Source organism: Streptomyces xylophagus (assembly GCF_000716435.1).
In the GTDB taxonomy this organism is placed as follows: Bacteria; Actinomycetota; Actinomycetes; order Streptomycetales; family Streptomycetaceae; genus Streptomyces; species Streptomyces xylophagus.
The window spans coordinates 127,051-152,184 of the sequence record NZ_JNWO01000001.1; the positions used below are offsets into that span (position 1 = coordinate 127,051).

Here is a 25,134-nt window from a genome sequence, read left to right on the forward strand (position 1 = left end):
GTTCGTCTGCGCGCCGTAGGCCCTGTGCGCCCGCAAGGCAATATCGGCGCCCCCCGCCAACCCCGCCCGCGCCGCGATTGTTAGCCTCGGTCATGGCCAGTTTCCCCCTGCCCCGTCATGGATCGCGATGAGTACGGTCGCCGCCGCCTCCTTCCCGCTCGGTGCCGGGACGACGCTCGCCGAACTCGCTCAGGACCCGCATGCGCGGCTGGCGCGGCTTCGTGAGCGTGAACCCGTGTCCTGGCTGCCCGAGTTGGACGGCTGGCTGGTGACCCGGCGCGACCTCGCGCTGAGCGTGATGCGGGACGCGGCCACGTTCACCGTGGACGACCCGCGCTTCTCCACCGCCCAGGTCGTCGGCCCGAGCATGCTGTCCCTCGACGGGGAGCGGCACGCCCGTCACCGTGAATCCTTCACCGCACCGTTCCGCCCGCGCGAAGTACGGGACGGCTTCGCCTCGTTCATCGAGCGGGAGACCGACCGGCTCGTCACCGCGCTACGACCGACAGGCGCCGCCGAACTGCGACGCACCTTCGCGGGCCCGCTCGCGGTCGCCGTCGTCACCGAGGCGCTCGGGCTGACCGGCACCACGCCGGACACGGTCCTCTCCTGGTACGACGCGATCGTGCGGTCCGTCTCGGACATCACCGCGGGGCACGAGGCGGGAGCGGACGGAACCAAGGCGTACGCGGAACTGCGCGCGTCCGTCGAAGCCACCGTCGCCGACCGGGGCGGAGCCTCACTCCTCGTCTCCGCCGCCGGACAACTGACCGTGCCCGAAGTGGCCTCCAACGCCGCGGTGTTGATGTTCGGCGGCATCGAGACCACCGAGGCGATGATCACCAACGCGCTGCTGCATCTGCTCCTGCACCCCGACCAACTCGCCCTCGTCCGGGCCGACATGGGCCTGCTGGACGGCGCGATCGAGGAATCCCTGCGCCTCGAACCGGGTGCCGCGGTCGTGGACCGGTACGCCACCCGGGACACCGTCCTCGGCCCGGCCACGATCCGTGCAGGCGACCTGGTCAGCGTCTCCCTCACCGGCGCCAACCGCGACCCCGCCGTCTTCCCCGACCCCGACCGCTTCGACGTCCGCCGAGAGAACGCACGCCTGCAACTGGCCTTCGCCCACGGTCCGCACTACTGCCTCGCCGCGCACCTCGCCCGACTGGAGACCCGCATCGCCCTCCAGCACCTCCTCGAACGCCTGCCGGCCCTGCGCCTCGACCCGTCCCACCCGACGGCACCGCACGGACTGGTCTTCCGCAAGCCGCCGACACTCGATGTGCTGTGGGACGCCAAGTCGACCTGAGGTGAGGGGCTGTGACGAGTTGTCAGGAGTCGGTGGACAGGGGCGGCGTGGTCAGGGCGTTCATTCACGGCCCACTTGGCGCTCCATGACCTCCACCAGACGCCCCAGCGCGCTCAGCACCTGATCCCGGTCCTCACCCAGCCCCGCCAACAGCTGCACCTCGGCGGCGAGTTGGCGCGGGAAGAGATCGTCCACCGCCTTGGCTCCGGCCGGCGTGATGGTCACCAGGGCGGCACGTCGGTCGGCCGGGTTGGGGGTGCGGGCGATGAAGCCCCGCTTCTCCAGTTTGCCCAGTGCCTTGCTGACGCCTGCGCGGGACAGACCGAGCCATTCGGCGAGGCGGCGGGCGATCACCGGGTCGGTGGCGTGGCGCAGGGGGATCAGCATGTCGACCTCGGGGGCGGTGAGCGCGGCGCCCGCGTAGAGGGGTTCGACCGCCCGGTTCAGGAGGCCGGTGGCGTGCTTGAGCAGGCCGATCAGCTCCATGGGGGAGGTGTCGAGGCCGGGGTTGTGCTCGGTCCACTGTGCGCGGACGTCGGCGGGTGAGGGCGACATGCGGCTCGTCTTCTCGCTTCCTGGGCCCGGCCTTCAAGGGCGTCCGGGTCGGGCTGTCACAAGCCTTCACCTGTCCGTCATTGTTAACCGGTGAACCATCGGTTACCGTTATGGTCATGGTATCGCCGTCCCCCTCCCGTTCCGCTGCCGTGGGCGCCTCCGCCGCAGCCGACTCCACCGCCCCCTCCCGACGTGCCGCCGTCGCCCTGGTCGCCGTCCTCGCCGCGCTGACCGCGGTCGCCCCGCTCGCGACCGACATGTATGTCCCCGGGTTCCCGGCCCTCGGGCACACGCTCGGGGCGAGCAGTTCGGCCGTACAGCTGACGATGACCGCGTTCCTGGCCGGGCTCGTCGTCGGACAGCTGCTGATCGGTCCGCTCAGCGACGGCCTCGGCCGGCGCCGGCTGCTGCTGGCCGGAACGGCCGGGTTCGTGTTCTTCTCCCTCGTCTGCGCCGTCGCCCCCAATATCGGGGTGCTCACCGGCGGCCGGTTCCTCCAGGGCGTGACCGGCGCGGCCGGCATGGTGCTGGCCCGCGCCGTACTGACCGACCGCTTCCACGGGCCGGAACTGCCGCGCTACTTCGCGGTCCTCTCGCAGATCATGGGCGTCGCGCCCGTCGCGGCGCCGGTGCTCGGCGGAGCGATCCTGGCCTTGTCGACCTGGCGCGCGGTGTTCGTCGTCCTGTCCGTGATGGGCGGGCTGTTGCTGCTGGCCGTGCTCCGCAAGGTGCCCGAGTCCCTGCCGCCCGAGCGACGGCACACCGGCGGGATCGCGAGCACGTTCCGGGCGATGGGGGCGCTGCTGGGCCGTCGTACCTTCATGGGATACGTCCTTGTCCTCGCCTTCATCTCGGCGGCACTCTTCACCTACATCAGCGGCTCCAGCTTCGTCTTCGAGAACCTGCACGGTGTCTCGGCCACGACCTACTCCCTCATCTTCGCGACCATCGCCTTCGCCATGCTGATCGCGGGCGCGGCCTTCTCCCGACTGGCCGGACGTACGCGGCTGAACAACCTCCTCGTGGCCGGAGTCGGCATCGCGGCGGTCGGCGCGCTGCTCCAGGTGCTGCTGGTGCTGACCGTGGGGGAGACCCTCGCGGGCACGTGGATCTCCCTGTTCGTCACGGCCGGCGGCATCGGCATGGTCTTCCCGTCGACGATGAGCATCGGCCAGACCCTCGGCCGCAGCGCACCGGGCGCGGCCTCCGCCCTCCTCGGCGGCCTGCAGTTCCTGTTCGGCGCGCTCGCGGCGCCGCTGGTGGGTTTGTTCGGGGAGGACAGCTCCCTGCCCATGGCGGTGATCATGCTGATCGCCGTGGCTGCGGCGGGAGTTGCGTTGGTGGGGTTGGCCAGGCCCTGGGAAGGGCGGGGGGAGCCGGCGGCGACTGCGTAGGCCGGTACTCCTGGCCCGACGATCCGCACCGGTACGACACTGGACACGGCGGCCGGAGCCCTACACGATCCGGTTCATGACACCCGAGGACGCCATCACCGTCACCGCCACCCGGATCGCCGCGCTGCTCCCGGCGGGGACCGACCCGCGGACGCCGCTCCCGGGCGCCGAGTGGACGGTGGGGGAGGCGGCGGCGCACCTCGCGCTCGCAGGGAAGTTGATGACGGACATCGCGGCGGGCAAGGTCCGTCCGTACGGGGATGGAACGCCCGGCGGGCTCGCGGCGGCCAACAGCGCGTCACTGGCCGCCTTCCCGGAGCGGGATCCAGTGGTCCTCGGCACGGTGATCGCGGACCAGGCCCGGGCCTTCGTCGCCGCCGGCCGCTCTCCGCAGGAGCCCGTACTGACACCGATGGGGCCGATGGACCTGGCCACTCTGGGCTCCTACCTGCTCACGCACCTGCTCGGGCACGGCTACGACATCGCGGTCGCGCTGCGCCGACCGCACATGGTCGACCGCGACGTGGTTCCGTTCACGCTGCCCTTCATACGACTCGCCATGCCGCGCGTCGTGAACGGCAACGCGGCCGGACACCAGGCGTGTTACATGGTGCGCACCGGCCGCGCCCGGTTCGCCGTCACCTTCGCGGACGGCGTCCCCGCGGTCACCGACGCCCCGCCCCGGCGCCCCGACTGCACGATCGCCATCGACCCTGTCGCCTTCCTCCTCCTCGCCCTCGGCCGCTGGACCGCCCCCGGCACCATGGCCCGCGCCAAGGTCGTCGTCTGGGGCCGCAAGCCGTGGCTGGGCCCGCGCTTCCCCGGGCTCTTCACGGCGCCGTAGACGAGAAGGTCAGGGAGACACCAGTACGCGAGCGAGCGCCGCCCGCCCCGCCTTCCCCCACGTCGGCCGGCCGCCCGGGAGGCCGCGTTCCCAGGCCAGGCCGATGGAGATGAGGCCGAGGGAACTGCGGACGGCCCACCCCCGGGCACGGCGGATCGTCGCCTCGTCGGCATCCGCGTAGGCCTCGAAGAAGTGGGCGTCGGCACCCTCGGGCAGCAGCAGCCACGCGGCCGCGAGGTCGGTCGCCGGGTCGCCCGCGCAGAGTTCACCGAAGTCGACGACGCCCGTGAGCGTCCCGTCCGAGGTGACGACATTCGCGGGGTGCAGGTCACCGTGCAGCCACACGGGCGGACCCGCCCAGGCCGGCGCCGCGACGGCCTCCTCCCAGACGCGCCGCACCTCGGCGGCGACACCGGTGGACGCCACGACGGGGGACCCCTCGTCGAACCCCTGCGGGAGCACGGCGAGCGGAACCCCGCGATCCGCGTTGGCCGGTGCCTCGGCGGGCGCCTCGTGGTGCAGTGCCCGGAGGAACCGGGCGAGGGTCTCGGCAGCGTGCCGGCCACGGGTGATCGGGGCGCGGTCGCACGGTTCGCCGGGGACCCAGGTCACGACGGTCCAGGGGAGCGGGAAGCGTTCCGTGGGTGCGCCCTGCCGTACGGGAGTCGGCACCGGGAGCGGCAGCAGGGGCGCGAGACGTGGCAGCCAGTCCCACTCCTTGCGCAGCAGGGCCGGGGCACGTGGCGTGCGCGGCAGACGTACCGCCAACTCGTCGCCGAGGCGCCACAGTTGGTTGTCCCAGCCGGAGGCCACCGGGCGGAGGGCGAGTCCGGCGAGGTCCGGATGCTGCCCCCGCAGAAGAGCGCGCACCAGGCTCTCGTCGATCTCGATCTCGTTGCGGATCCCGGTCGACAACGGCAACTCCTCGGCGTTCAGGGCAAGATCGCGATCGGTTCGGTCAACGGCCGTGACATTACCCGGCGGAGGGTTGCCGCACCCGCCAGAAACCCCGTCCACCGCACCCCAGGAGACATCCATGCCGCAACTCGAAGTCGACGGCGCGGTACTCGTCTACGACGACGAAGGCCCCCGTGACGCAGACGCCGTACCCCTCGTGTTCATCCACGGGTGGACGGCCAACCGGCACCGCTGGGAAGACCAGTTCGCCCACTTCTCGTCCGAACGGCGGGTCATACGGCTCGACTTGCGCGGGCACGGCGAGAGCACCGGGGCGGGATCGCGGACCGTCGACGAACTGGCCCTGGACGTCGTCGCGTTGCTCGACCATCTCCAGGTCGAGCGGTTCGTGCCGGTCGGGCACTCCATGGGCGGGATGATCGCCCAGACCCTGGCCCTCGCCCATCCCGACCGGGTCCGGCGGATGGTGCTGGTCGACTCGATCAGCCGGATGACGTACAGCTGGGCGCGCGGTCTGCTGCTGGCGGTGTCCACGCTGCTGCCGTTCAAGCTGTTCGTCGCCGTCAACATCCAGCGCGCCTTCGCCCCCGGCTACCCCAAGGAGAAGATCCGCGAGTACATCGCCGCCTCCGCCGCCACACCGCGCGAGGTCGTCATGACCTGCTACGGCGCGATGCGTGCCTTCGACGTCCTGGACCGGGTCCACGAGATCACCGCGCCCACGCTCATCGTGCACGGCTACCACGACATCCAGTTGCCCCTCTCGCAGATGCTGCGAATGGCGAACGCCTACCCGGACGCGGTCGTGCGGATCGTCGACTCCGGGCACGAATTGCCCGTGGAGAAAACGGCCGAACTCACCGCGCTGATCGGCGACTTCGTGACCGCGCCGACCGCCTGAGGAGCGGGACCTCAAGCCGGCCGTACCAGCCCGGCGTCGTAGGCGAAGATCACCGCCTGGACGCGGTCGCGGGCGCCGATCTTGGCGAGGATGCGGCTGACGTGGGATTTGACGGTGGACTCGGCGAGGCAGAGGCGTTCGGCGATCTCGGTGTTGCTCCAGCCGGCCGCCATGACCGTGAGCACCTCGCGCTCCCGGTCGGTGAGAGCCTCGAGTCGGCCGTCCTGCTCGGGGGTGCGGCCGGGCATCCGGTCGGCGAAGGCGTCGATGAGTTTGCGGGTCAGGCCGGGGGAGATGACGGCGTCCCCGGCGGCCACCGCGCGGATGCCCGCGACGAGTTCCTCGGGCAGGGCGTCCTTGAGGAGGAAGCCGCTGGCCCCGGCGCGCAGCGCGGCGTACGCGTACTCGTCGAGGTCGAAGGTGGTGAGGACCAGGACGCGGGAGCGGCCGCCGGACTGCACGATCCGGCGGGTGGCCTCGATGCCGTCCATGCCGGGCATGCGGACGTCCATCAGGACGACGTCGGGGCGGAGTTCGGCCGCCAGCCGGACCGCCTCGACACCGTGCGTGGCCTCGCCGGCCAGGCTCAGGTCGGAGTACTGCTCCAGGAGCATGCTGAAGCCCAGGCGTTGCAGGGCCTGGTCGTCGACGATGAGGACGGTGGTCATGCCGGGTGCTTCTCCGTGAGGTCGGGGGCGGTCGAGGTGGGGTGGAGGAGGGCGCGGACGGTCCAGCCGCCACGGGAGTTGGGGCCCGCGACGACCTGCCCGCCGTAGAGCGCGGCCCGCTCGCGCATGCCGACCAGGCCCTTGCCGGGGTCGCCGGCGCCGGGCGACCGGTGCGGGCCGGTGTCCTCGACCGTGACGAGCACGGCCTCGGGACCGGAGGTGACCGTGACCCCGACGGTCGTGCTCGGTGCCGCGTGCTTGAGCGTATTGGTGAGGGCTTCCTGCACGATGCGGTAGACGGCGAGCTGAAGTCCCTGGGGGAGACCGGTGAGTTCGCCCTTGAGCTGCAGGGTGGCGGCGGGGCCCGCCGCCCGGACCCGCTCCATCAGGGCGCCCAGATCGGCCAGTCCGGGCTGGGGCGCGAGCGGGGTGTCGCCGGGCTCGTCGTCGTGGATGACGGCGAGCAGTCTGCGCAGTTCGGCCAGGGCGCCGCGCCCGCTCTCCGCGATGATCCGCAGCGTGTCCGCGCCCCGCTTGGGTTTGCTCTCGGCGAGCCCCGCGGCACCGCTCGCCAGACCGACGATCACGGCGAGGGTGTGACCGAGGATGTCGTGCATCTCCCGTGCCACACGCGCGCGTTCACCGGCGGCGGCCAGCCGGGCCCGCTGGTCGCGCTCCACCTCAAGACGGACGGCGTGCTCCTTGAGTGCCTCGATGTAGGCGTTCACGAGCTTTCCGGCCAGCCCCAGCGCGGCCATCGACAGGATGGCGACCACGGCCAGGAACGCCAGCACCGGCGTACTGGTCCCTCGGTCCGACCCCTTGAGGCCGTTGAAGAAGGCGATCGACACAAACGTCTGAAGGAGGTTGTACACGACGCCTACGGCCAGCTGGCTCGGAGCCCCGAAGCGCCCCAGGTTGAGCAGCGCCACCAGCTGGGTGGCGCTCGAACCCGAGTCCACGCCCAGGGCGAGGCACACCTCGGAGAGGACGACCAGGGCGGCGAACACCAGCACCGGCCGCTGCCTCCGCCACAGCAACGGCACGGTGAACCCCGCGGTCACCGCCAGCATCAGCACGAAGGCGGAGACGGAGTCGTGGGACGCGCGTACCAGTCCCGGAATCCCGGCCAGCGCGTAACAGGCGGGCACCCCCCACAGCCTGACCCGCGGATGGGCGGTGTCGGCCTGCCGCACCCGCCCCAGCCAGGTGAGCAGCCCGACGACCGCGCGGTACTCGGAGTCGCCCAGCCGGGCCCCTCCCATCAGGCTCTCGGGCATGAAGGACCGGGCCGTCATCGGTGGTGAGGTCACGGGATACACCCTCCATGGTGCAGGCGGACCGCCCGCCGGTCCCGGGGGGAAGGGGGACCGGCGGGCGGGGACGGTGTGGTCGAGAGGGGCGGGAGCCGTACGGTCCTGGTCGGCGTCCTGGTGTGGATCGTACGGCCGCCGCCTCAGCTCTTGCCGGTGGCGCCGGACGACACGGGCGCCCGGCCCGCGCCGCCGGTGTCGCCGTCCTGCTCCTCGGCCAGCAGGTGGCGCAGTCGTTCGCCCTCGACGTCCACGTTGGGCAGCACCCGGTCGAGCCACCCGGGCAGCGCCCACGCGCGGCGGCCCAGCAGGGTCATGACCGCGGGCACGATCGTCATGCGGACGACGAACGCGTCGAAGAGGACGGCGGAGGCGAGGCCCAGGCCGATCGACTTGATCAGCGCCACGTCGTCCAGCAGGAATCCGGCGAACACGGAGATCATGATGACCGCGGCGGCCGTGACCACCCGGGCGCTGTACCGGAAGCCCGCGATCACCGCCTCCGTGGGTTCGGCACCGTGGACGTACTCCTCGCGCATCCGGGTCACCAGGAACACCTCGTAGTCCATGGCGAGCCCGAACACCACGCCGATCATGAAGATCGGCAGGACGCTCACGATCGGCGAGGTCCCGTCGACGCCGAACAGGTCCGCCAGCCAGCCCCACTGGAACACCGCGACCACCACACCGAGCGTGGCGAGCACGCTGAGCAGGAAGCCGAGGGCGGCCTTGAGCGGGACCAGGATCGAGCGGAACACCAGGAGCAGCAGGACCAGGGCCAGGCCGACGACCACGCCCAGGTACGGGATCAGGGCGTCGCTGAGCTTGTTGGACACGTCGATGTTCAGCGCGGTCGTGCCGGTGACCATCAGCTCGGAGCCGGTGTCGGACTTCAGCGCCGGTCCCCGGTCGCGGATCTGGGAGACCAGGTCGACGGTGGCCTGGCTGGTGGGGGCGCTCTTCGGCACGACGGAGATCAGGGCCACGTCGCCGTTCTGGTTGAACACCGCGGGCCGTACGGCGGCCACGTCGGACAACTTGCCGAGCTGGGCGACCGCGTCCTGCGCGGCGGTCTTGGCGTCGCTGCCGGCGCGGCCGTCGACGACCACGGTGAGCGGGCCGTTGTAGCCGTCGCCGAAGCCCTTGGTGATCGTGTCGTAGGCGATGCGCTCGCTGGTGCCCGGCGCGGACATGCTGTCGTCGGGCAGGGACAGGCGCATCGACAGCGCGGGGAGGGCCAGGACGCCGAGCCCGACGGCCGAGACGACCAGCATCTTCACCGGGTTGCGGGTCACGAACCGGGCCCAGCGCACGCCCGTCGTCTCGCCCTCGCCACGCTCCTGGTAGACGCGCATCCGGCGACTGGTGAACCGGCTGCCCATGATCCGCGTCCCGGCGAAGCCCAGCACCGCGGGCAGCAGGGTCAGCGCGATCAGTACGGCGACGACGACAGCGAAGGCGGCGCCCAGGCCCATGGTCGTCAGCATGCTGATGCCGATGATGCTCAGACCGGCCAGGGCGATGACGACGGTGAGACCGGCGAAGACCACCGCGGAACCGGCGGTGCCCAGGGCGCGGCCCGCCGCTTCCTCCGGTTCGTGGCCGTCCCGGATCTCGCCCCGGTACCGGGAGACGATGAACAGGGCGTAGTCGATGGACACCGCCAGGCCCAGCATCAGCGCCAGCGTCGAGGCGGCCGAGCTGAGGTTGAAGAACGCGCTCGCGACCGTGATGGCGGCGACCGCCGTCCCGACCCCGAAGATCGCCGTCAGCAGCGGCAGCCCGGCCGCGAGCAGCGACCCGAACGTGATGACGAGCGCCACGGCCGCGATCAGCAGGCCGATCAGCTCGGTGCTGCTGCTGCCCGCCTTCTCCTGTACGGCGTTGCCGCCCAGGCTCACCGCGAGGCCGGCCTTCTCGCCCTTGTCGGCCACGGAGTGCAGGGCGTCGCGGGCGGCGCTCGTGACGTCGGCCTGGCCGACCTTGTAGGTGACCTGGGCGTAGGTGATGGTGCCCGACTTGCTGATCAGGCCGCTCTGGTACGGATCGCTGACGTTCGCGACCTGGGGCGCCTTCTGCAGGTCGGCGATCAGCGACTCGACCTCGGTCTTGTTGGCCCCGGACTTCAGCTGCTGCCCGTCCGGTGCCTCGAACACCACGCGGGCGGTGGCACCGGCGGCGGATGCCTGCGGAAACTCCTTGCCCAGCAGGTCGATCGCCTTCTGCGACTGCGTGCCGGGCAGGGTGAAGCTGTCGGACGTGTTCGACGAGACGCTCGCCGCGCCGATGCCGACGACTGCCAGGGCGGCGATCCAGAGCATCAGGACGAGCCGTCGTTGCCGGAACGAGAACCGGCCCAGTCGGTAGAGGAAGGTGGCCACGGAGTACTCCCACCAGGTTCGATAGAAAGAGGAGGGTCAGCGCGACCCACTCCTTCACGCTAGGAGCGTCCTTCCTCGCATCCGCGGCACCGGGGAAGTGAAAACGGCCGGGGTGACTAGTACCGGGGTACTAGACCCTCTCCACCCTCCAGTCGAGAGGGTCGACCCGTCGGCCGGGACGGGCACCGTGATCCGCCCCACATGATCTGTGACAAGTGGCGGTTAAAGTGACCAGGCGAATCGAACATGGACAGAACCGGCGGAGGACACCGTGTCGGACGAAGGGCGTCGCATCGCCGGGCGCTACACGCTGACCGAGCAGATCGGCCGCGGTGGCATGGGCACCGTCTGGCGGGCCGACGACGAGGTGCTCGGCCGCCAGGTCGCGATCAAACGACTCCACGCGCGCCCGGAACTGTCCGCCGACGAACTCGCCACCCTGTACGAGCGCACCCGACGCGAAGCCCGCAGCGCCGCCCGTATCGCGCACCCGAACGTCATCGTCGTCCATGACGTCGTGGACGACGACGGCCGCCCCTGCATCGTCATGGAGTACGTCCCGGGCCCCACGCTCGCCGAACTCCTCAAGGACGGCCGGACCCTCCCGTACCAGGAGGCGGCCCGCATGGGCCTGGACATGGTCGCCGCCCTGCGCGCGGCCCACGCCGCCGGTGTGCTGCACCGTGACGTCAAGCCCGGCAACGTCCTGCTCGGCGCCGGCGACCGCATCGTCCTCACCGACTTCGGGATCGCCATGACGGACGGGACGTCGACGCTGACCAAGACCGGCGAGATGGTCGGCTCCATCCACTACATGGCCCCGGAGCGGATCCGCGGGCTCACCCCCGGAACGGCCTCCGACCTGTGGGCCCTGGGCGCCACGCTCTACCAGGCCGTCGAGGGACGCCCGCCGTTCCGCCGGCCCACCGCGATGGAGACCGCGTACGCCATCGCCGTAGACCCTCTCGAACCCATGAAGCAGGCCGGTCCGCTGGAGCCTCTCATCGAGGCACTCCTGATCAAGGAGCCCGGCGAGCGGCCGACGGCGGAACAGACGGAGCGGGCTCTGCAGGCCGCGTGGTGGGGCGACTCGACGGCCGAACTGCCCCCGCCCGCCCCCGACTTGACCGCCGTAGGGCCGGAGCCGAAGCCGGCCGCGGACTCCAGCCGTCGAGGGCGGCGGCGGGGCCGCAAGGGCCTCGTCCTCGGAGTGGTCGCCGTGGTCGCGGCTCTGGCGGCCACGGCGTTCGTGCTGCACAGGACCTCGAAATCCGCACCCGGCCATGCGGCCAACCAGCCCACGACCGTCGCGTCCGCATCGCCCGTGCCGGAGGGTTATCACCTCGTCCGGGACCGGCAGCTCGGCGTGTCCTTCCCAGTGCCGGACGGCTGGACGGCCGGGAAGCGGACGGCGGAGGGGGTCACCTACACCGACGGGACGGGCCTGGCCGGGCTCACCATCGGCGTCGTGGACCCGGCGGGACCCAACCCCAGCACGCACTTCGCGGACATCGAGACCAACACCAAGGTCAACTACCCCACGTATCGCAGGCTCCGCATGCAGCAGACCACCTTCCGTCAACAGCCCGCCGCAGTATGGGAGTTCACCTTCCAGGGCCGGGTCCGGGTCTTCCGCGCCATCGACCTCGGCTTCGGCAAGGAGGGCGACCGCGAGTACGACATCTACCTCTCGGCGCCGGACGCGAAATGGGACACCTACCGTCCCGTCTTCGACAAGGTCAGGGACGGCTTCGTGACGAGCGCGTCCTAGCCCCGATGCACCCGGCGGCCCAGAGAGTGCTCCTTCCCGCGCGGCCGACGGGACTTGGGAGAAGTCCCGTCGGCGCGGGTCGGAAGCGCTCTCCGCCCCTGTGATCAAGGCAGGCACGGGCGCGCTCGTGAAGGACGTGAGTCTGATCAGCCCTTGGGCGCGTGAGCCAGCGCGATCGTCTTCATCTTCAGGGCGCGTATCGCCGCGGGATCCGTCACCGGCCGGGAGACCCGCTCCTTGGCCTCGGCGGCGATCTTCGCCTTCAGGGCCTTCTCGGCTTTGGGGCTCGGCGCGGAGTGGGAACCCTTCTCCTGGGCCGCGGCGGCGACCGCTTCGGCCTTCTGCTTCTGGGTGCGCGCGGAGTCGTCCGTCGCGGAGTGCGAGGCGGTCGTGGCCGCGTGGACCTGCGACCCCGCCGCCACCGTCAGACCGCCGAGCGCGAGAGCGCTGACCGCGGCGGTCCTGAACGACGTACTCATCCTGCTCGGCTTACGGGGGGCGGCATGGCGCATGGGAGTTCCTCTGCTGTCGGTGCGACGTGGACAGCCGGACTACGCAGCGCGGGGGCCCGGACGCGACACCCGGACGCGGTGATCCAGGTCACAGGGAATCGCTGTAGCGGGGGATCGGCGCCCGTGCGTACTCCCTGTGACAGAGGACCCCCGGCCGTTCAGTGGACGGATACGAATGGCGGAAGAGTGGCGGAAGAGTGGCGAGAGGCACGGCGGAAGAGGAGTTCGACGCGTTCTACGCACAGGCCTATCCCAGGCTCGTCCGGCAGCTCTACGCGATGACCGGAGATCTGGCGGAGGCCCAGGACGTCGTGCAGGAGGCGTTCATCCGGGCCTGGGGTCGACGGGGGGCATTCACGAGCGACGGTTCCCAGGAGGCATGGATCCGTACCACGGCCTGGCGGCTCGCCGTATCCCGCTTCCGGCGGCTGCGGCGCGGTGCGCAGCTCATGCAGCGTCATCACGAACAGCGCCACACCGAAGGCCCGTCCCCTGAGCGCGTCGCCCTCGTCGAGGCACTCCGCACCCTTCCGAAGAAGCACAGAAGTGTCGTCGTCCTCCACCACCTGTGCGACCTCAGCGTCGAGCAGATAAGCGCCGAGACGGGCTGGCCGGCCGGCAGCATCAGGGTGTGGCTGGTCCGTGGGCGGCTGTCACTCGCCCGCCACTTCGCCGCCCTGCCGGAACAGGAGGTGGACCATGTCGGATGAGTACGAGCGTCCTGGCTGGCTCACCGAGAGCATCGCCGAGTTGGCGAGTGTCCGCGTGGAACGGCCGGTGTCCGCACAGGAGTTGCGCCGCCGAAGCGTCCGACGCCGTCGACGGCGTACCCGTTCCGCGGTCGGCGCCGCGATCGCCGTGTCGGTGCTCGGCGCGGGTGCCTACTGGAATTCCATGGGCGCGGACCTGTCGGCGGACAATCCCTCCCGCCACGGAGAGGCTTCCCGGATGTCGGCGGCACAGGAGGAACTGCGGGCCTATTACTCGGCTCTGCCGGACGCCTTCGCCACGCGGGACTCGACAGCGAAGCTGTGGAAGCTGATGACCGCGCACTTCACAGAGAGGGCACTGAAGCGAGAAGCCGTTCTCGAAAGCGGCGGAGCCGACGACTTGGCGGCCACGTGCGGACAGGTGGAACCCACCACCACCTTCACCGTCGGCGACCCCCGCAGCGCCGGACCCGACACCGTCCGCGCCCGCGTGACGAGCGACAGCGCTCCGGAATCGATCGAGGTCGAGCTCGATCTCCGCACCATGAGAATTTCCAGGTGGTCCTGCCTCGACGATTCCTGACCGCGTGCGCCCTTGTCTCCTCGGGAGGTCAATTCCCCTTCCTACGCCGGGTGTTCGGCGCACAGGCACCCGACCCCCTTGTCGATCCAGTCCCGCTCGGTCCACTCCGGGTGCCGCTGGATCATGAGCGCCCTGACCTCTTCGACGATCGTCTCCTCGCTCATCGCGGAGTCGCGGCGGACCCACGTCTCGTCCCGCAACAGCCGGAGATAGTCGCGGACGTCGGCGAGCAACTCCGGTCCGCCCACGGCCCCGTGACCGGGCACCACGACCCGTGCCCCCTCGCCCGCGAGCCGCTCCATGACCGCCAGCCAGCGAGTGCCGGAGACATCGGTGTCGTAGGGCGGGAACCACGGGAAGATGGCGAACTGCCCCGCCTCCACCAGATCCCCCGTGAACAGCACACCCGCGTCCGGCACCCGGATCACCTGGTCGCCCCTGGTGTGCGCCCGGCCCGTGGCCCTCAACTGCACGACCCGGCCGCCCAGTTCGAGGTCGTACGCCTCGTCGTAGACGAGGTCGGGCTCCGGCAGCACGACACCTTCGAGCTGCCGGGCGACCGGCTCGCCGAGCCCCCGGAACATGTCGAGATAGCCCGCGCCTTTCACCTTCAGGTCCTCGGCCTGCGCGCGGTTCACCAGGAACGTCGCCGCGCCCGCGAACGTCTGCGCCCCGAAGGCGTGTTCAGGGTGGAAGTGGGTCGTCGTCAGATACAGCCTGCGTCCCCTGGCGTACTCGGACGCGAACTCCAGCACCTTCTCGGCGTTGCGCGGCCCCAGACCCGTCTCCACGACGAGCACCGCGTCCCGGCCGCCGATGACACCGATGTTGGGCACCAACTGCACCCGCCCGTCGGGCACGACCACCAAGTCGCGCCCCAGTTCCCGCACTTCGGCGATGTGCACGACGGGGTCGTGCGACACACGGTCGGCCATGGTGACTCCTCAGCGGTACGGCGATCTCGTTCGCCCTCCACTCCACCGCCGGTCCCCGACCGGTGTCCAAGACCGATCCTGTACGGCCGATACCGCCTCGGTATCATCACCGGTCATGGAGCTACGCACGCTGCGCTACTTCGTGGCGGTCGCCGAGGAACTCCACTTCGGCCGGGCCGCCGCGCGTCTGCGGATGACCCAGCCGCCGCTGAGCCGCGCGATCAAACAGCTGGAGACCGAGCTCGGCTGTGTCCTCCTGCTCCGCTCGCCCACGGGGGTGGCGCTCACCCCGGCCGGCGCTCTGCTCCACGAGGAGGCGTGCGCCCTGCTGGCTCAGGCCGACCGGGTGCGGGCCCACGTGACCGAACTGGCCGGACCGGTCACCCTGACCGTGGGGACCCTCGCCGACAGCGCGGAGCAGTTCGGCACCCGGCTCGCCGCCGCCTATCGGGAGCACCACCCCGCCGCCCGCATCCTCATCCGCGAGTCGGACCTGACCGATCCGACCGCGGGACTACGGTCCGGACTCGTCGACGTGGCGCTGACCAGGGCACCCTTCGACGACACCGGCATCACCACCCGCACCCTGCGCTTGGAAAGGGTCGGCGTGGTCCTCCGTACGGACGACCCGCTCGCCCACCGCGAGAGCCTGCGCCTGGCCGACCTCGCCGAGCGTCGCTGGTTCCGCTTCCCGGACGGCACGGACCCGGTGTGGCAGGCCTACTGGACGGGGTCGGTGGAAGACGGCCGGCGCCGTGACAGGCTCGTCGTACGGACGGCTCGGGAGTGCCTGCAATCCGTCCTGTGGAACGGCACCGTGGGGCTGATGCCGCTCGGGCACGCCCTGCCGGAGGGGCTGACGGTGGTGCCGTTGACCGACATGCCGCCGAGCAGGTTCGTCATCGCCTGGCGGGCCGACGGCACCACTCCACTGATCCGGTCCTTCGTGCGGATCGCCGAGACCGTGCAGCGCACAGCTGATCCGACTCGCGTGGGATGAGGGCCGCGCGTTCCCCGCAGGTCGAACCGTGTGAGAGGGCGTGCACCGGTCTTGCCTCCGCGGCCCGCGCCCCGTTACCTTGCGCCAAAGTTACAGGCCAGGTACGCGATGCGGTCCGGCGCATCGGTGTTCGGCGAGCGGAACGGGCATCGGGTGACAGGTCGCGGCAAGGGACAACTGGAGGCGCAGTACGGCCTCCTGACGAGCATCGCCACGGAGGCGGGTGTCTCGCTCAGCACGGTGTCCAAGGTGGTGCACCGGCGCCGGGACGTCGGCGCGCGGACCCGCGAGCGCGTCGAGGAACTCCTCGCCCGGCACGGCTTCGTACGGCCCTGGGAGCGCGACCCCGCGACACCCCGGCAGATCATCGCCGTGTTCCGGGACCTGTCCGGGCCGTACACCCTCGAAGTGGTCCGCGGCATCGTGGACGCGGCCGGCGCGCTCGGTATCGACGTGGTCACCGGGACGACCAGCCGACGCTCGATCTCCGGCTGGCTGGAGCAGTGCGTCGCGCTCGGCGCCGCCGGGATCGTCATCGTGATCTCGATGCTGTCCGAGGAGGACCAGCGCCGCATCGTCGAGCAACGGCTCCCGGTCGTCCTGATCGACCCCCTCAGCGCACCCTCCGAGGACATCCCCAGCATCGGCGTCACGAACTGGAGCGGCGCCCGCGACGCCGTACAGCACCTGCTGGAGCTCGGACACACCAGGATCGGCATGGTCGCGGGCCGCTCCCACTCCCTGGCCGGGGCGGCACGGGTGCACGGCTACCGGGCCGCGCTGGAGGAGGCCGGGATCGCCTACGATCCGGCGATCGTCCGCTCGACCGACTTCGACTACGCCGAGGCGCTCGCCACCGGCGCCCAGATCCTGCGGGCCGACGACCCGCCCACGGCCGTCTTCGCGGCCAGCGACGCACAGGCGCTCGGCGTGCTGGAGGCGGCCCGTCAGCATGGGCTCGCCGTACCGGACGACCTGGCGGTCATGTCCTTCGACGACACCCTCGTCGCGGCGATGGCCTGCCCGCCGCTGAGCGCCGTACGCCAGCCCTTCGAGGAACTGGGGCGGGAGGCGACCCGGGTGCTCCTCGAACTCGCCCAGGGCCGGCCGCCCGTGTCCCCGCGCATCGAGCTGGCCACGCAACTCGTGCTGCGCACTTCGACGTCTGTGCGCCGCCGCGTCAATAGCGCGTAACTCGGAATTACGCGAAACACTTTCGAAACGGGCCGGTGACATTGCCCCGCCCGATACGAATACTGGCTTCCTGCCCGGACTCCCCTCCCGGTGAAAGGAAAGCCGTTGACAAGATCCTGGGTGCGAAAGGCTTTCGCGTGGGCGACAGCCTTCGGCACAGGCGTGGCATTCGCCATCGCCTCCGCGACAAGTGCGTCGGCCTATCAGCCGAGTCCCGCGAATCTGTATACGGCGACCAACACCGCCGCGTGCAGCAAGAGCCCTTGTGTTCTCTATCCGAAGTCGGCCCAGTTGCCGGACGGCCGGATCGTGGCCACCTTCGAGAACGACCAGACCGCTCCCGTCGGCCAGACACTGCCCGTGTACAAGAGCGACGACAGCGGCACCACTTGGGCGAAACTCGCCGACGTCAAGGCGCCCGCCTATCTCTCCAGCGACTCCAAGTACGCGAAATACACGAGCAATTGGACCAACCCGTATCTCTATGTGCTCCCGCAGAACGTCGGCAGCCTGAGCGCCGGCACACTGCTGCTGGCGAGCATCGTCTCCGGTGACGACTACTACTACCAGGAGCAGAAGGCCGCCAACTCCAGCTGGACGCCCACCAGTGACGGCGACCGCAAGGACGTGGCGCTCGCCCTCTACTCCAGCACCGACGACGGCGCCACCTGGAACATCCTGAACATCATCGCCGCCGGCGGCTGGCAGGGCGGCAGCGCGGGCAGCGTCGGCCGGGTCTCCACCGCCAACACCTACGCCCAGGTCGACCCCGTCTGGGAACCCCATCTCCTCGCGCACAACGGCACGTTGATCGCCTACTACTCCGACGAGGACGACTACACCGGCTACAACACCACCACCGGTGCCCCGACCCTCGACCCGGACAACGACACGGCGACGGACTCCGGCGGCCAGGTCCTCCTCCACCGCACCTGGGACGGCGGCAGCACAACTGCCTGGAGTTCTCCGGTAGTTGACGTCCCCGGCTCCACGGTGAGCATGGGCAACGGCAAGACGGAGATCGGCGGCGGCCGACCCGGCATGACGACCATCGCCCCGACGACCGACGGCAAGTGGCTTCTGACATACGAGTACTGGGGCGGCGGCACCAACGTCCGCTACCGGATATCCGACGACCCGACGAAGTTCTTCTCGGCCACGGACGCCGCGATCACCGCACTGCCCGTGCCCTCGGGCGGAGCCACCCTGTCCACCGGCGGCAGCCCGGTCCTGCTCCCGCTGCCGGACGGCCGGATCGTCTACAACGCGGCCGGCAGCGGCGACGTCTGGGTGAACGAGTCCGGGCTCAGCACCGGCACCTGGAAGGAGTACAAGACGTCGATCGCGGCCGGGTACAGCCGCATGCTCCAGTCCGTCGACGGCACGGGACGCGTCCTCGTCCTCCAGGCGTCCTGGAGCGGCACCAGCGTCGGCCCCGTGAAGTACGCCGAGGTCGACCTCGGCCGCTCCGACGGCGCCTACTACAGCCTCGTCAACCGGCTCACCGGACAGGTGCTGAGCACCGCGTCCGGCAAGACCCAGGACGCGAACCTCACCGGGAACACCCCCGACCTCGTCCTGGCGGCGGACACCGCGGCCACCACCCAGCGCTGGCACCTGACCGCCAAGGGCAGCAACATCACGCTGCTCAACAAGGCCGGGGGCCGCTCGGTCGCCATCTGGACCGGCACGGCGACGGCCGGGCAGAAGCTGGCCCAGTGGGTCGACGACGGAGCCACCGACAAGCAGTGGACCGAGGTCGCGTCGTCGACCAGCGGCTACTACAAGCTCCGCTCGGTCCTCAACACCGGCCTCTATATGACCGGTTCGACCGCGGGCGGCTCCGTCACCGTGGCGGCGGCCACCACCGACGGCTCACAGGACTGGCAGTTGGTCCAGGACCCGCTCCCCACCGCCTCGACCTTCACCCTGAAGGGCACGAACTCCGGCCGGTGCTTGGACGTCCCGAACGGTGCGACGGGCGTTCAGGTCCAGATCTACGACTGCTCGGGCAACGCCTACCAGACCATCACGCAGACCACGGCCGGCGAACTCCGCGTCAACGGCAGCTGCTTGGCGGCGAACGGTGACGGCACCACCGCGGGCACCACGCTCATCCTGTGGGCCTGCAACGGAAAGACCAGCCAGAAGTGGGCCTTCCGCGTGGACGGCACCATCGTCAACCGCTCCAACGGCCTCGTCATCGACGTGACCAACTGGGGTACGGCCAACGGCTCGAAGGTCGAACTGTGGACCGGGCTGGGCAACGCCACCCAGCAATGGACCCGCAGCTAGCCCGAGAACAGAAGCGGCGCCACCGTCCGACACGGTGGCGCCGCTTCTCGTTGCTCTCCCTGCCGCTACTCGCGCTCGACGCTCACCGGCACCGCGTGGTGCCGCAGCACTGTCGCGTCCCGCTCCTCACCGACGAGTCGGATCGTCTCCCGCACCGGTGTTCCCAGGCTGGAGGAGTGCTTCACCGCGGGTCGCCTGCCTGCTGACCGGGACACTGACGCGGAATTCACACCCAGGACTGGCGCGGGAAATTCCTCGGTGGCGAAACACTTTCGTACGCCGCTCGGGACGGTGGTCGTACGGCGCCCCGTACGTCCGGTGGCCGGGAGTCGCCGTCCGGGAACCATCGCTTCCACGGCACACCGGAACTCCGCCTCCGGGCGACGGCGCGGGCAGTGGGCGCGTCGGGTTCCTGGCCCGGCACCCGCTCGGGCAACTGGGGTGGCCGGGCACGTCAGTTGAACCCCCCGACCAGGTTCAGGTTTTTGGACCGGTGGGGCGTCGTACCCCGACAACCGACTCCTCGCCCCGGAGAGTCACCGGAACTCGTGCACCACGCGGATCTCGCCGACGATGTGGGCGTTGAACTCGTCCAGCTCCTCGGCCGGCACCCACAGCTCCAGAATCGTCCGGCCGCCCGCCTGCTGGACGGGATACCGGGTCAGGAACTCCGACTCCATCTCGAAGCGCGTCACGAAACCGGCGCCGTCGTGCTTGACGTTCCAGTCCCGCGCGATTCTGATCGCGTAGTCCTCGTTGAGGACCGGGTAGAAGATCGGCTGCTCGGGCAGCCGGGGCGGCCAGGCGTGCCAGTCGAGCGCCCTGACCAGGTCCAACTCCTTGGGGCCGGTGGGGCGCCAGAGGGTGGTGGTCGGTCGCTTGCTCGTCATCGGAGGTGCTCTCTGCTTCGGGGATCAAGGGGTCGGAGGGGACGATAGCGGCGGCCCGGACAGCGCGGCCACGGAGTTTCGTCCCCGGTGATCAGCCCCTCGCCCCGATCCGATCGCACCGCACCACGGGTCGCTACCGCCCGAACGCCCGCGCGGGTGTTGGGATGGGGGTGGCAGAAAGGGGTCGTGGTGGACGGCGACGGGGTTACCGGGTCCGAGAAGGGCTCGACGGATCGGTTCGCGCTCGCGCAGCGGGCCGTCTCCGCCGTCGGGTCGACGCTCGATGAGCGCAGGACGGCGGCGGAGTGCGCGAAGTTCCTGGTGGACGAGTTGTGCGACGCCGCGGCCGTGGACCTGTTCGCGCAGGACGAGGCGCGCCCGGCGCCGCACGGCATGCTGCACCCGATGGCGGCCGCGGGCCGCAAGGAACTGCTGGACAGTCTGCGCACCGCGCCACGTGAGGACGTCATGGTCCGGGCCCTGGACGCCGGCCACCCGATCACCACGTCGTTCACCACGAACGACCACGGCGTACTGGCCGCCCTGTCCGTGCCGTTGACGGCCTGGGGCAGGGCCTACGGCGCGCTCCTCGCGATCCGTGCCGGGCAGTCGTTCGGTGACGACGAGGCCGCCGCCGTGCACTACGCGGCCCGGCTCACCGCGGCCCACCTGCACCACGCCGTCGAACACCACCGCCTGCGCACCACCGCCCTGAACCTGCAACAGGTCCTGCTCACCGAGCCCAGCCGCCCCCACCCCAACGTCGAGATGGCCACCCGCTACCTGCCCGCGGGCAGCGGCACCCTCGTCGGCGGCGACTGGTTCGAGGCCGTACGACTGCACTACGGCCGCACCCTCCTCGTCATCGGCGACGTCATGGGGCACGGCCTGGACGCGGCGGTCGACATGAACGCGTACCGCTCGATGCTGCGCTACGTCGCCTCCACCGACCTGCCGCCCCACCGCATCCTGCGCCAGATGGACACGGCCATGTCCGAGGAGCACAACCGCCGCCCGGCGACCTGCCTGCTCGCCCTCCTGGACCCGGAGCGGGGCACGGCCGCGTTCGCCAGCGCGGGCCATCTGTCGCCCGCCGTCTTCCACCGCGACGGCGCCGGCGAACTGATCCCCGTCCCCGTCGGCCCACCCCTCGGCACCGGCTTCGCCGACTACGAGATGACCACGCTCACCCTCACCCCCGAGGACACCCTGGTCATGTTCACGGACGGGCTGGTCGAGCGGCGCGGCGAGGACATCGACGTCTCCCTCGCCCGCCTGGCCCGGCTCCGCCTGCATCCCGGTCAGGGCGTCTCCCGCCTCCTCGACGACATCGTGCTGCGGCTCCATGTGCAGGACGCGGAGGACGACGTGGCCGCGATCGCCGCGCGGCTGCGACCCAGAAGTGCGACTTAAGTGTTCGGTCGTAAAAGCTAACTGGACCTTTCGGTTGGTGGGGAACAGGCTGGAGGCATGGTCCCGCGCAGCGCGTCCCCCCGTTTCCTCGCCCTGGTCGGCACGGTCGTGCTGTGGGCCTCGGCGTTCCCCGCCATCCGAGTCGGCCTCGACGGGCTGGGGGTGGCGGCGCTGTCGTTCCTGCGCCTGGTGATCGCGGCCGTCGCGCTGGCCCTGGTCGCTCCCTGGGTGCACGTACGGTTGCCCCGGCGCGCCGACCTGCCCCTGATCGCGCTGTGCGGAGCCACCGGCATGACCGCCTACCAACTCCTCCTCAACTGGGGCGAGGTCCACGTCGACGCGGGCACCGCCAGCCTGCTGATCTCGATCGCCCCCGTCTTCAGCGTCCTCCTCGGCACCCTGTTCCTCCACGAGCGGCTGCGCCGCACCACCGTCGTCGGCAGCCTGATCGCGCTGGCGGGCGCGGCCGTCGTCAGCCTCGCCGAAGGCACCGGCGGATTTACCGGCTCCGCGCTGGTCGTGCTCGCCGCCGCCGTCGTCCAGGGCGTCTACCACTTCGCGAGCAAGCCACTGCTGCGCCGCTACACCGGCCTCGAAGTCGCCACGTACGCCATGACCGCGGGCACCCTCTTCGCCCTGCCGCTGCTCCCCGCCGCCTGCCGGGCCGCCGCCGACGCACCGGCCGGCGCCCTGCTGTCGGCGGTCTATCTGGGCCTGTTGCCCTCGGCACTCGGCTTCGTGATCTGGGCCTACGCCGTCGCCCGACTGCCCCTGGCAACCTCCACCGCAGCTCTGTACCTCGTACCGCCGGTCGCCCTCGTCGTCTCCTTCCTGTGGCTCGGCGAGACACCCCACCCCCTCGCGCTCGTCGGCGGCGCGGTCGGCATCATCGGCGTGATCCTCATCAACCGGCGGCCCGCCCACCCCGCCGAAAGCCCAACTCCCCTCCCGCAAGGAGCCGTTCGTGCTTGACGTCCGCCGTCTGCGCATCCTTCAGCACCTGGCCGCGTACGGAACCGTCGCCGCCACCGCCGAGGCCCTGCACCTGACGGCACCGGCCGTCTCCCAGCACCTTGCGGCCCTGGAACGCGAGGCGGGCACCCCGGTCGTGGAGAAACACGGTCGCACCCTGCGGCTGACCGTCGCCGGTGAACTCCTGGTCGCTCACGCCGAGATCATCCTGGCGGAACTCGCCGCAGCGGAGTCGGGCCTGGCCGCCCTGCGCAGCGGCCGGCGCGGCATCGTGCGCGTCACCGCCTTCGCCTCCGCCGCCCGCACCCTCCTTCCGCCCCTGTGGCAGCGCCTCGCCGACGCACCCGATCTTTCGGTACGACTCTTCGTGCGCGAGCCGGACGACGCCCTCGACGAACTTCGCAAACGGGAAACGGATCTGGCGCTCGTGCACAGCTACACCGTGCTGCCGCGCAGCTTCCCCGCCACCTTCGAGCAGGCCGTCCTCCTGGAGGAACCGGTGCTGCTCGTCCTGCACCCCGACGAGGCGGACCGACTCGGTCTCGCGGCCGGACAGCCCGCCGATCTGTCACGGCTCGCGCATCTGCCGTGGCTGACCCCGGGCCAGGAGACCTCCTGCTACGAGATGATCCAACGGGCCTGCGGCGCGGCCGGGTTCGTGCCCGACATCCGCGCCCGCAGCAGTGACTTCGCCGTGCTCACCGCCCTGGTCGGGGCCGGTGCGGGCGCGGCGCTCGTGCCTCGCATGGCCCTCGGGGAGACCTCCGCGCCGCTCAGCCCGCACCCCCTGCTGCAGCCCGTGACCCGCACCGTGTTCACCGTCAGCCGGGCGGGCACCGCCAGGCATCCGGATCTCCGTGGCGTGCTGGACCTGCTGCACGAGACGGCCGCCGCGCGACTCATGTAACAGCCATCCGGCGATCAAGCTTTGGCAACACCCCGGCAACGCACGGCTGTTGCCGGTCACGGCTTGGCCAACCCCTTTCCGCACGTTGGCCGCAAATTCACCGCATGCCCCTGACGCCCCCTACCGGGACGGGCGGAGAGTGATCCGAGGTCTGGTCCACGAGATCACTCGAAGAGCCTTCAAGAAGGGGCAATCATGGCCGAGTTGACACGTCGTAGACTCCTGGGTTCGGCCGCGGGCGCACTGGGCGGTGCCGCGGCACTCTCCCTCCTCCCGCCGAGCGTCCAGAAAGCCGTCGCCGCCGAGCCGCCGAAGAACGGCTCGCTGCGCGACATCGAACACGTCGTCATGCTGATGCAGGAGAACCGGTCGTTCGACCACTACTTCGGCACCCTCTCCGGAGTCCGCGGCTTCGCCGACCCGCACGCACGCAAACTCGACACCGGGCGCAGCGTCTTCTACCAGCCGGACGCCGTGAACCCGAAGGGCTACCTCCTCCCGTTCCACCTCGACACCCACACCTCCAGCGCGCAGGCCATCCCGTCCACCAGCCACGCCTGGTCGGTGCAGCACCAGGCCTGGAACAACGGCAAGATGGATCAGTGGCTGCCCGCCCACCGCAAGGCCGACGGCGTCAACGGCCCCTACGTCATGGGCTATTACACGCGCGAGGACATCCCGTTCCAGTTCGCGCTCGCCGAGACCTTCACCATCTGCGACAACTACTTCTGTTCGGTCTTCGGGCCGACCTGGCCCAACCGGCTGATGTGGATGACCGGTTCGATCGACCCGGGCGGCACCCAGGGCGGCCCGATCATCAGCAACGTCGCACCGACGCCGTACCGCTGGACGACGTACGCGGAACGCCTCCAGAACGCCGGCGTCAGCTGGAAGGTGTACCAGGAGGAGGACGACTACGGCACCAACATGCTGGAGCAGTTCGCCTCGTTCAAGAACGCCCAGCCCGGCTCCGACCTGTACGAGCGGGGCGTACGCCCGCAGCCGCACGGCACGTTCGAGGACGACGCCCGCAACGACCGGCTGCCGACGGTGTCGTGGATCTGCCCCACGAGCTACCAGTCGGAGCACCCGGACTACCTCCCGGCCGCCGGTGCCGACTACGTGGCGTCGAAGATCGAGGCGATCGCGTCCAACCCGAAGGTGTGGCGCAAGACCGCGTTCATCCTCAACTACGACGAGAACGACGGCCTGTTCGACCACGTCGTACCGCCGACCCCGCCCGCCGGCACGAAGGACGAGTTCATTCAGGGCCTGCCGATCGGCGGCGGCTTCCGCGTCCCCGCCATCATCATCTCGCCCTGGACCGTAGGCGGTTGGGTCGCCTCGGAGGCCTTCGACCACACCTCGGCGCTGCAGTTCCTGGAGCGCTTCACCGGGGTCGAGGAGCCGAACGTCAGCGACTGGCGCCGTGAGACCTTCGGCGACTTCACCACCGCGTTCCGCTTCCGCGACGCCCGCCCGCGCTCGCCCAGGCTGCCCGACGACACGGCGCAGCAGCTGGAGAAGGCGAAGGAGGAAGTGGCAACGCTGCCGAAGCCCACGCTGCCGGGCGCGGACCAGAAGTTCCCGCACCAGGAGCGGGGCCGTAGGCCGCACGTCTGACCGGACGGTCGTGACGGGCGGCCCTGGCCGGTGTCATCCGGCC

General features: G+C 70.7%; 22 protein-coding genes. 14 read left to right on the plus strand and 8 right to left on the minus strand.

Annotated features, from left to right (window positions below; translation table 11 throughout):
- Positions 1–127 precede the first annotated feature (127 nt).
- Positions 128–1,312: a cytochrome P450 gene (locus tag OO70_RS00545; RefSeq protein WP_043662451.1), complete on the plus strand. Its 1,185-nt coding sequence runs from the start codon at positions 128–130 to the stop codon at positions 1,310–1,312.
- A gap of 60 nt (positions 1,313–1,372) precedes the next feature.
- Here the strand turns inward: OO70_RS00545 and OO70_RS00550 are convergent, their stop codons facing one another.
- The gene (locus tag OO70_RS00550; RefSeq protein ID WP_043662453.1) at positions 1,373–1,867 is read right to left on the minus strand and encodes a MarR family winged helix-turn-helix transcriptional regulator; all 495 of its coding nucleotides are present in this window, start codon (positions 1,865–1,867) and stop codon (positions 1,373–1,375) included.
- A gap of 116 nt (positions 1,868–1,983) precedes the next feature.
- Here OO70_RS00550 and OO70_RS00555 point away from each other — a divergent pair, with 116 nt between their 5' ends.
- Together OO70_RS00555 and OO70_RS00560 are read left to right on the plus strand one after the other, a co-directional pair.
- A complete protein-coding gene (locus OO70_RS00555; RefSeq protein WP_043663395.1) occupies positions 1,984–3,261 on the plus strand; it encodes a multidrug effflux MFS transporter in 1,278 nt (425 codons plus the stop codon).
- Positions 3,262–3,337: 76 nt separating this feature from the next.
- On the plus strand, positions 3,338–4,105 hold the full coding sequence (locus OO70_RS00560) for a maleylpyruvate isomerase family mycothiol-dependent enzyme (protein ID WP_043662455.1): 768 nt from the start codon (positions 3,338–3,340) through the stop codon (positions 4,103–4,105).
- A gap of 9 nt (positions 4,106–4,114) precedes the next feature.
- On the opposite strand, the gene OO70_RS00565 is transcribed toward OO70_RS00560, so the two are convergent.
- A complete protein-coding gene (locus OO70_RS00565) occupies positions 4,115–5,020 on the minus strand; it encodes an aminoglycoside phosphotransferase family protein (RefSeq protein ID WP_234336649.1) in 906 nt (301 codons plus the stop codon).
- 121 nt (positions 5,021–5,141) lie between these two features.
- On the opposite strand from OO70_RS00565, the gene OO70_RS00570 reads away from it, so the two are divergent.
- Positions 5,142–5,924, plus strand: coding sequence for an alpha/beta fold hydrolase (locus OO70_RS00570; protein ID WP_043662457.1), 783 nt, complete (start codon positions 5,142–5,144; stop codon positions 5,922–5,924).
- An 11-nt stretch (positions 5,925–5,935) separates the two neighbouring features.
- On the opposite strand, the gene OO70_RS00575 is transcribed toward OO70_RS00570, so the two are convergent.
- The 3 genes from OO70_RS00575 to OO70_RS00585 form a co-directional block, all read right to left on the minus strand.
- The gene (locus OO70_RS00575; protein ID WP_043662459.1) at positions 5,936–6,592 is read right to left on the minus strand and encodes a response regulator; all 657 of its coding nucleotides are present in this window, start codon (positions 6,590–6,592) and stop codon (positions 5,936–5,938) included.
- On the minus strand, positions 6,589–7,890 hold the full coding sequence (locus OO70_RS00580) for a sensor histidine kinase (protein ID WP_051740412.1): 1,302 nt from the start codon (positions 7,888–7,890) through the stop codon (positions 6,589–6,591). Before OO70_RS00580 ends, OO70_RS00575 begins: the two co-directional genes overlap by 4 nt.
- Before the next feature lie 158 nt (positions 7,891–8,048).
- The gene (locus OO70_RS00585; protein ID WP_043662461.1) at positions 8,049–10,286 is read right to left on the minus strand and encodes an MMPL family transporter; all 2,238 of its coding nucleotides are present in this window, start codon (positions 10,284–10,286) and stop codon (positions 8,049–8,051) included.
- A gap of 271 nt (positions 10,287–10,557) precedes the next feature.
- On the opposite strand from OO70_RS00585, the gene OO70_RS00590 reads away from it, so the two are divergent.
- Positions 10,558–12,057, plus strand: coding sequence for a serine/threonine-protein kinase (locus OO70_RS00590; protein WP_043662463.1), 1,500 nt, complete (start codon positions 10,558–10,560; stop codon positions 12,055–12,057).
- 146 nt (positions 12,058–12,203) lie between these two features.
- Here the strand turns inward: OO70_RS00590 and OO70_RS00595 are convergent, their stop codons facing one another.
- Complete coding sequence (locus OO70_RS00595; protein WP_043662466.1) at positions 12,204–12,536, minus strand: hypothetical protein; 333 nt, start codon at positions 12,534–12,536, stop codon at positions 12,204–12,206.
- A gap of 230 nt (positions 12,537–12,766) precedes the next feature.
- Between OO70_RS00595 and OO70_RS00600 the strand changes: the two genes are divergently transcribed.
- Both OO70_RS00600 and OO70_RS00605 read left to right on the plus strand, forming a co-directional pair.
- Positions 12,767–13,279, plus strand: coding sequence for a SigE family RNA polymerase sigma factor (locus OO70_RS00600; RefSeq protein ID WP_043662468.1), 513 nt, complete (start codon positions 12,767–12,769; stop codon positions 13,277–13,279).
- Positions 13,269–13,862, plus strand: coding sequence for a hypothetical protein (locus OO70_RS00605; RefSeq protein ID WP_043662470.1), 594 nt, complete (start codon positions 13,269–13,271; stop codon positions 13,860–13,862). Before OO70_RS00600 ends, OO70_RS00605 begins: the two co-directional genes overlap by 11 nt.
- A 41-nt stretch (positions 13,863–13,903) precedes the next feature.
- Here OO70_RS00605 and OO70_RS00610 read toward each other — a convergent pair whose 3' ends face one another.
- Entirely contained in the window at positions 13,904–14,797 is an 894-nt protein-coding gene (locus OO70_RS00610) for an MBL fold metallo-hydrolase (RefSeq protein ID WP_043662472.1), read from the minus strand.
- 115 nt (positions 14,798–14,912) lie between these two features.
- On the opposite strand from OO70_RS00610, the gene OO70_RS00615 reads away from it, so the two are divergent.
- The 3 genes from OO70_RS00615 (at position 14,913) to OO70_RS00625 (ending at position 19,286) form a co-directional block, all read left to right on the plus strand.
- Positions 14,913–15,797 carry a LysR family transcriptional regulator gene (locus OO70_RS00615; RefSeq protein ID WP_043662474.1) on the plus strand — a complete coding sequence of 295 codons (885 nt, stop codon included), beginning with the start codon at positions 14,913–14,915 and terminating at the stop codon, positions 15,795–15,797.
- A 108-nt stretch (positions 15,798–15,905) separates the two neighbouring features.
- On the plus strand, positions 15,906–16,991 hold the full coding sequence (locus tag OO70_RS00620; RefSeq protein ID WP_234336651.1) for a substrate-binding domain-containing protein: 1,086 nt from the start codon (positions 15,906–15,908) through the stop codon (positions 16,989–16,991).
- A gap of 162 nt (positions 16,992–17,153) precedes the next feature.
- Positions 17,154–19,286, plus strand: coding sequence for an RICIN domain-containing protein (locus OO70_RS00625; protein WP_324604822.1), 2,133 nt, complete (start codon positions 17,154–17,156; stop codon positions 19,284–19,286).
- 536 nt (positions 19,287–19,822) lie between these two features.
- Here OO70_RS00625 and OO70_RS00630 read toward each other — a convergent pair.
- The gene (locus OO70_RS00630) at positions 19,823–20,176 is read right to left on the minus strand and encodes a hypothetical protein (RefSeq protein ID WP_043662477.1); all 354 of its coding nucleotides are present in this window, start codon (positions 20,174–20,176) and stop codon (positions 19,823–19,825) included.
- Between the two features lie 186 nt (positions 20,177–20,362).
- Here OO70_RS00630 and OO70_RS00635 point away from each other — a divergent pair, with 186 nt between their 5' ends.
- From OO70_RS00635 to OO70_RS00650, 4 genes are all read left to right on the plus strand, one after another.
- Positions 20,363–21,589: a PP2C family protein-serine/threonine phosphatase gene (locus OO70_RS00635; RefSeq protein WP_407702715.1), complete on the plus strand. Its 1,227-nt coding sequence runs from the start codon at positions 20,363–20,365 to the stop codon at positions 21,587–21,589.
- 57 nt (positions 21,590–21,646) lie between these two features.
- Positions 21,647–22,561: a DMT family transporter gene (locus OO70_RS00640; protein WP_051740414.1), complete on the plus strand. Its 915-nt coding sequence runs from the start codon at positions 21,647–21,649 to the stop codon at positions 22,559–22,561.
- On the plus strand, positions 22,554–23,468 hold the full coding sequence (locus OO70_RS00645; protein ID WP_043662479.1) for a LysR family transcriptional regulator: 915 nt from the start codon (positions 22,554–22,556) through the stop codon (positions 23,466–23,468). Before OO70_RS00640 ends, OO70_RS00645 begins: the two co-directional genes overlap by 8 nt.
- 195 nt (positions 23,469–23,663) lie before the next feature.
- A complete protein-coding gene (locus OO70_RS00650) occupies positions 23,664–25,091 on the plus strand; it encodes an alkaline phosphatase family protein (protein ID WP_043662480.1) in 1,428 nt (475 codons plus the stop codon).
- The last annotated feature ends 43 nt before the right edge of the window (positions 25,092–25,134 follow it).

Excerpts from the sequence above, each read along its gene's own strand:
- OO70_RS00570 (WP_043662457.1), top strand. The coding sequence starts at position 5,142 with ATGCCGCAACTCGAAGTCGACGGCGCGGTACTCGTCTACGACGACGAA.
- OO70_RS00550 (WP_043662453.1), bottom strand. The coding sequence starts at position 1,867 with ATGTCGCCCTCACCCGCCGACGTCCGCGCACAGTGGACCGAGCACAAC.
- OO70_RS00575 (WP_043662459.1), bottom strand. The coding sequence starts at position 6,592 with ATGACCACCGTCCTCATCGTCGACGACCAGGCCCTGCAACGCCTGGGC.
- OO70_RS00555 (WP_043663395.1), top strand. The coding sequence starts at position 1,984 with ATGGTATCGCCGTCCCCCTCCCGTTCCGCTGCCGTGGGCGCCTCCGCC.
- OO70_RS00560 (WP_043662455.1), top strand. The coding sequence starts at position 3,338 with ATGACACCCGAGGACGCCATCACCGTCACCGCCACCCGGATCGCCGCG.
- OO70_RS00610 (WP_043662472.1), bottom strand. The coding sequence starts at position 14,797 with ATGGCCGACCGTGTGTCGCACGACCCCGTCGTGCACATCGCCGAAGTG.
- OO70_RS00640 (WP_051740414.1), top strand. The coding sequence starts at position 21,647 with ATGGTCCCGCGCAGCGCGTCCCCCCGTTTCCTCGCCCTGGTCGGCACG.
- OO70_RS00615 (WP_043662474.1), top strand. The coding sequence starts at position 14,913 with ATGGAGCTACGCACGCTGCGCTACTTCGTGGCGGTCGCCGAGGAACTC.
- OO70_RS00580 (WP_051740412.1), bottom strand. The coding sequence starts at position 7,890 with ATGACGGCCCGGTCCTTCATGCCCGAGAGCCTGATGGGAGGGGCCCGG.
- OO70_RS00545 (WP_043662451.1), top strand. The coding sequence starts at position 128 with ATGAGTACGGTCGCCGCCGCCTCCTTCCCGCTCGGTGCCGGGACGACG.
- OO70_RS00595 (WP_043662466.1), bottom strand. The coding sequence starts at position 12,536 with ATGAGTACGTCGTTCAGGACCGCCGCGGTCAGCGCTCTCGCGCTCGGC.
- OO70_RS00620 (WP_234336651.1), top strand. The coding sequence starts at position 15,906 with ATGCGGTCCGGCGCATCGGTGTTCGGCGAGCGGAACGGGCATCGGGTG.
- OO70_RS00630 (WP_043662477.1), bottom strand. The coding sequence starts at position 20,176 with ATGACGAGCAAGCGACCGACCACCACCCTCTGGCGCCCCACCGGCCCC.
- OO70_RS00650 (WP_043662480.1), top strand. The coding sequence starts at position 23,664 with ATGGCCGAGTTGACACGTCGTAGACTCCTGGGTTCGGCCGCGGGCGCA.
- OO70_RS00605 (WP_043662470.1), top strand. The coding sequence starts at position 13,269 with ATGTCGGATGAGTACGAGCGTCCTGGCTGGCTCACCGAGAGCATCGCC.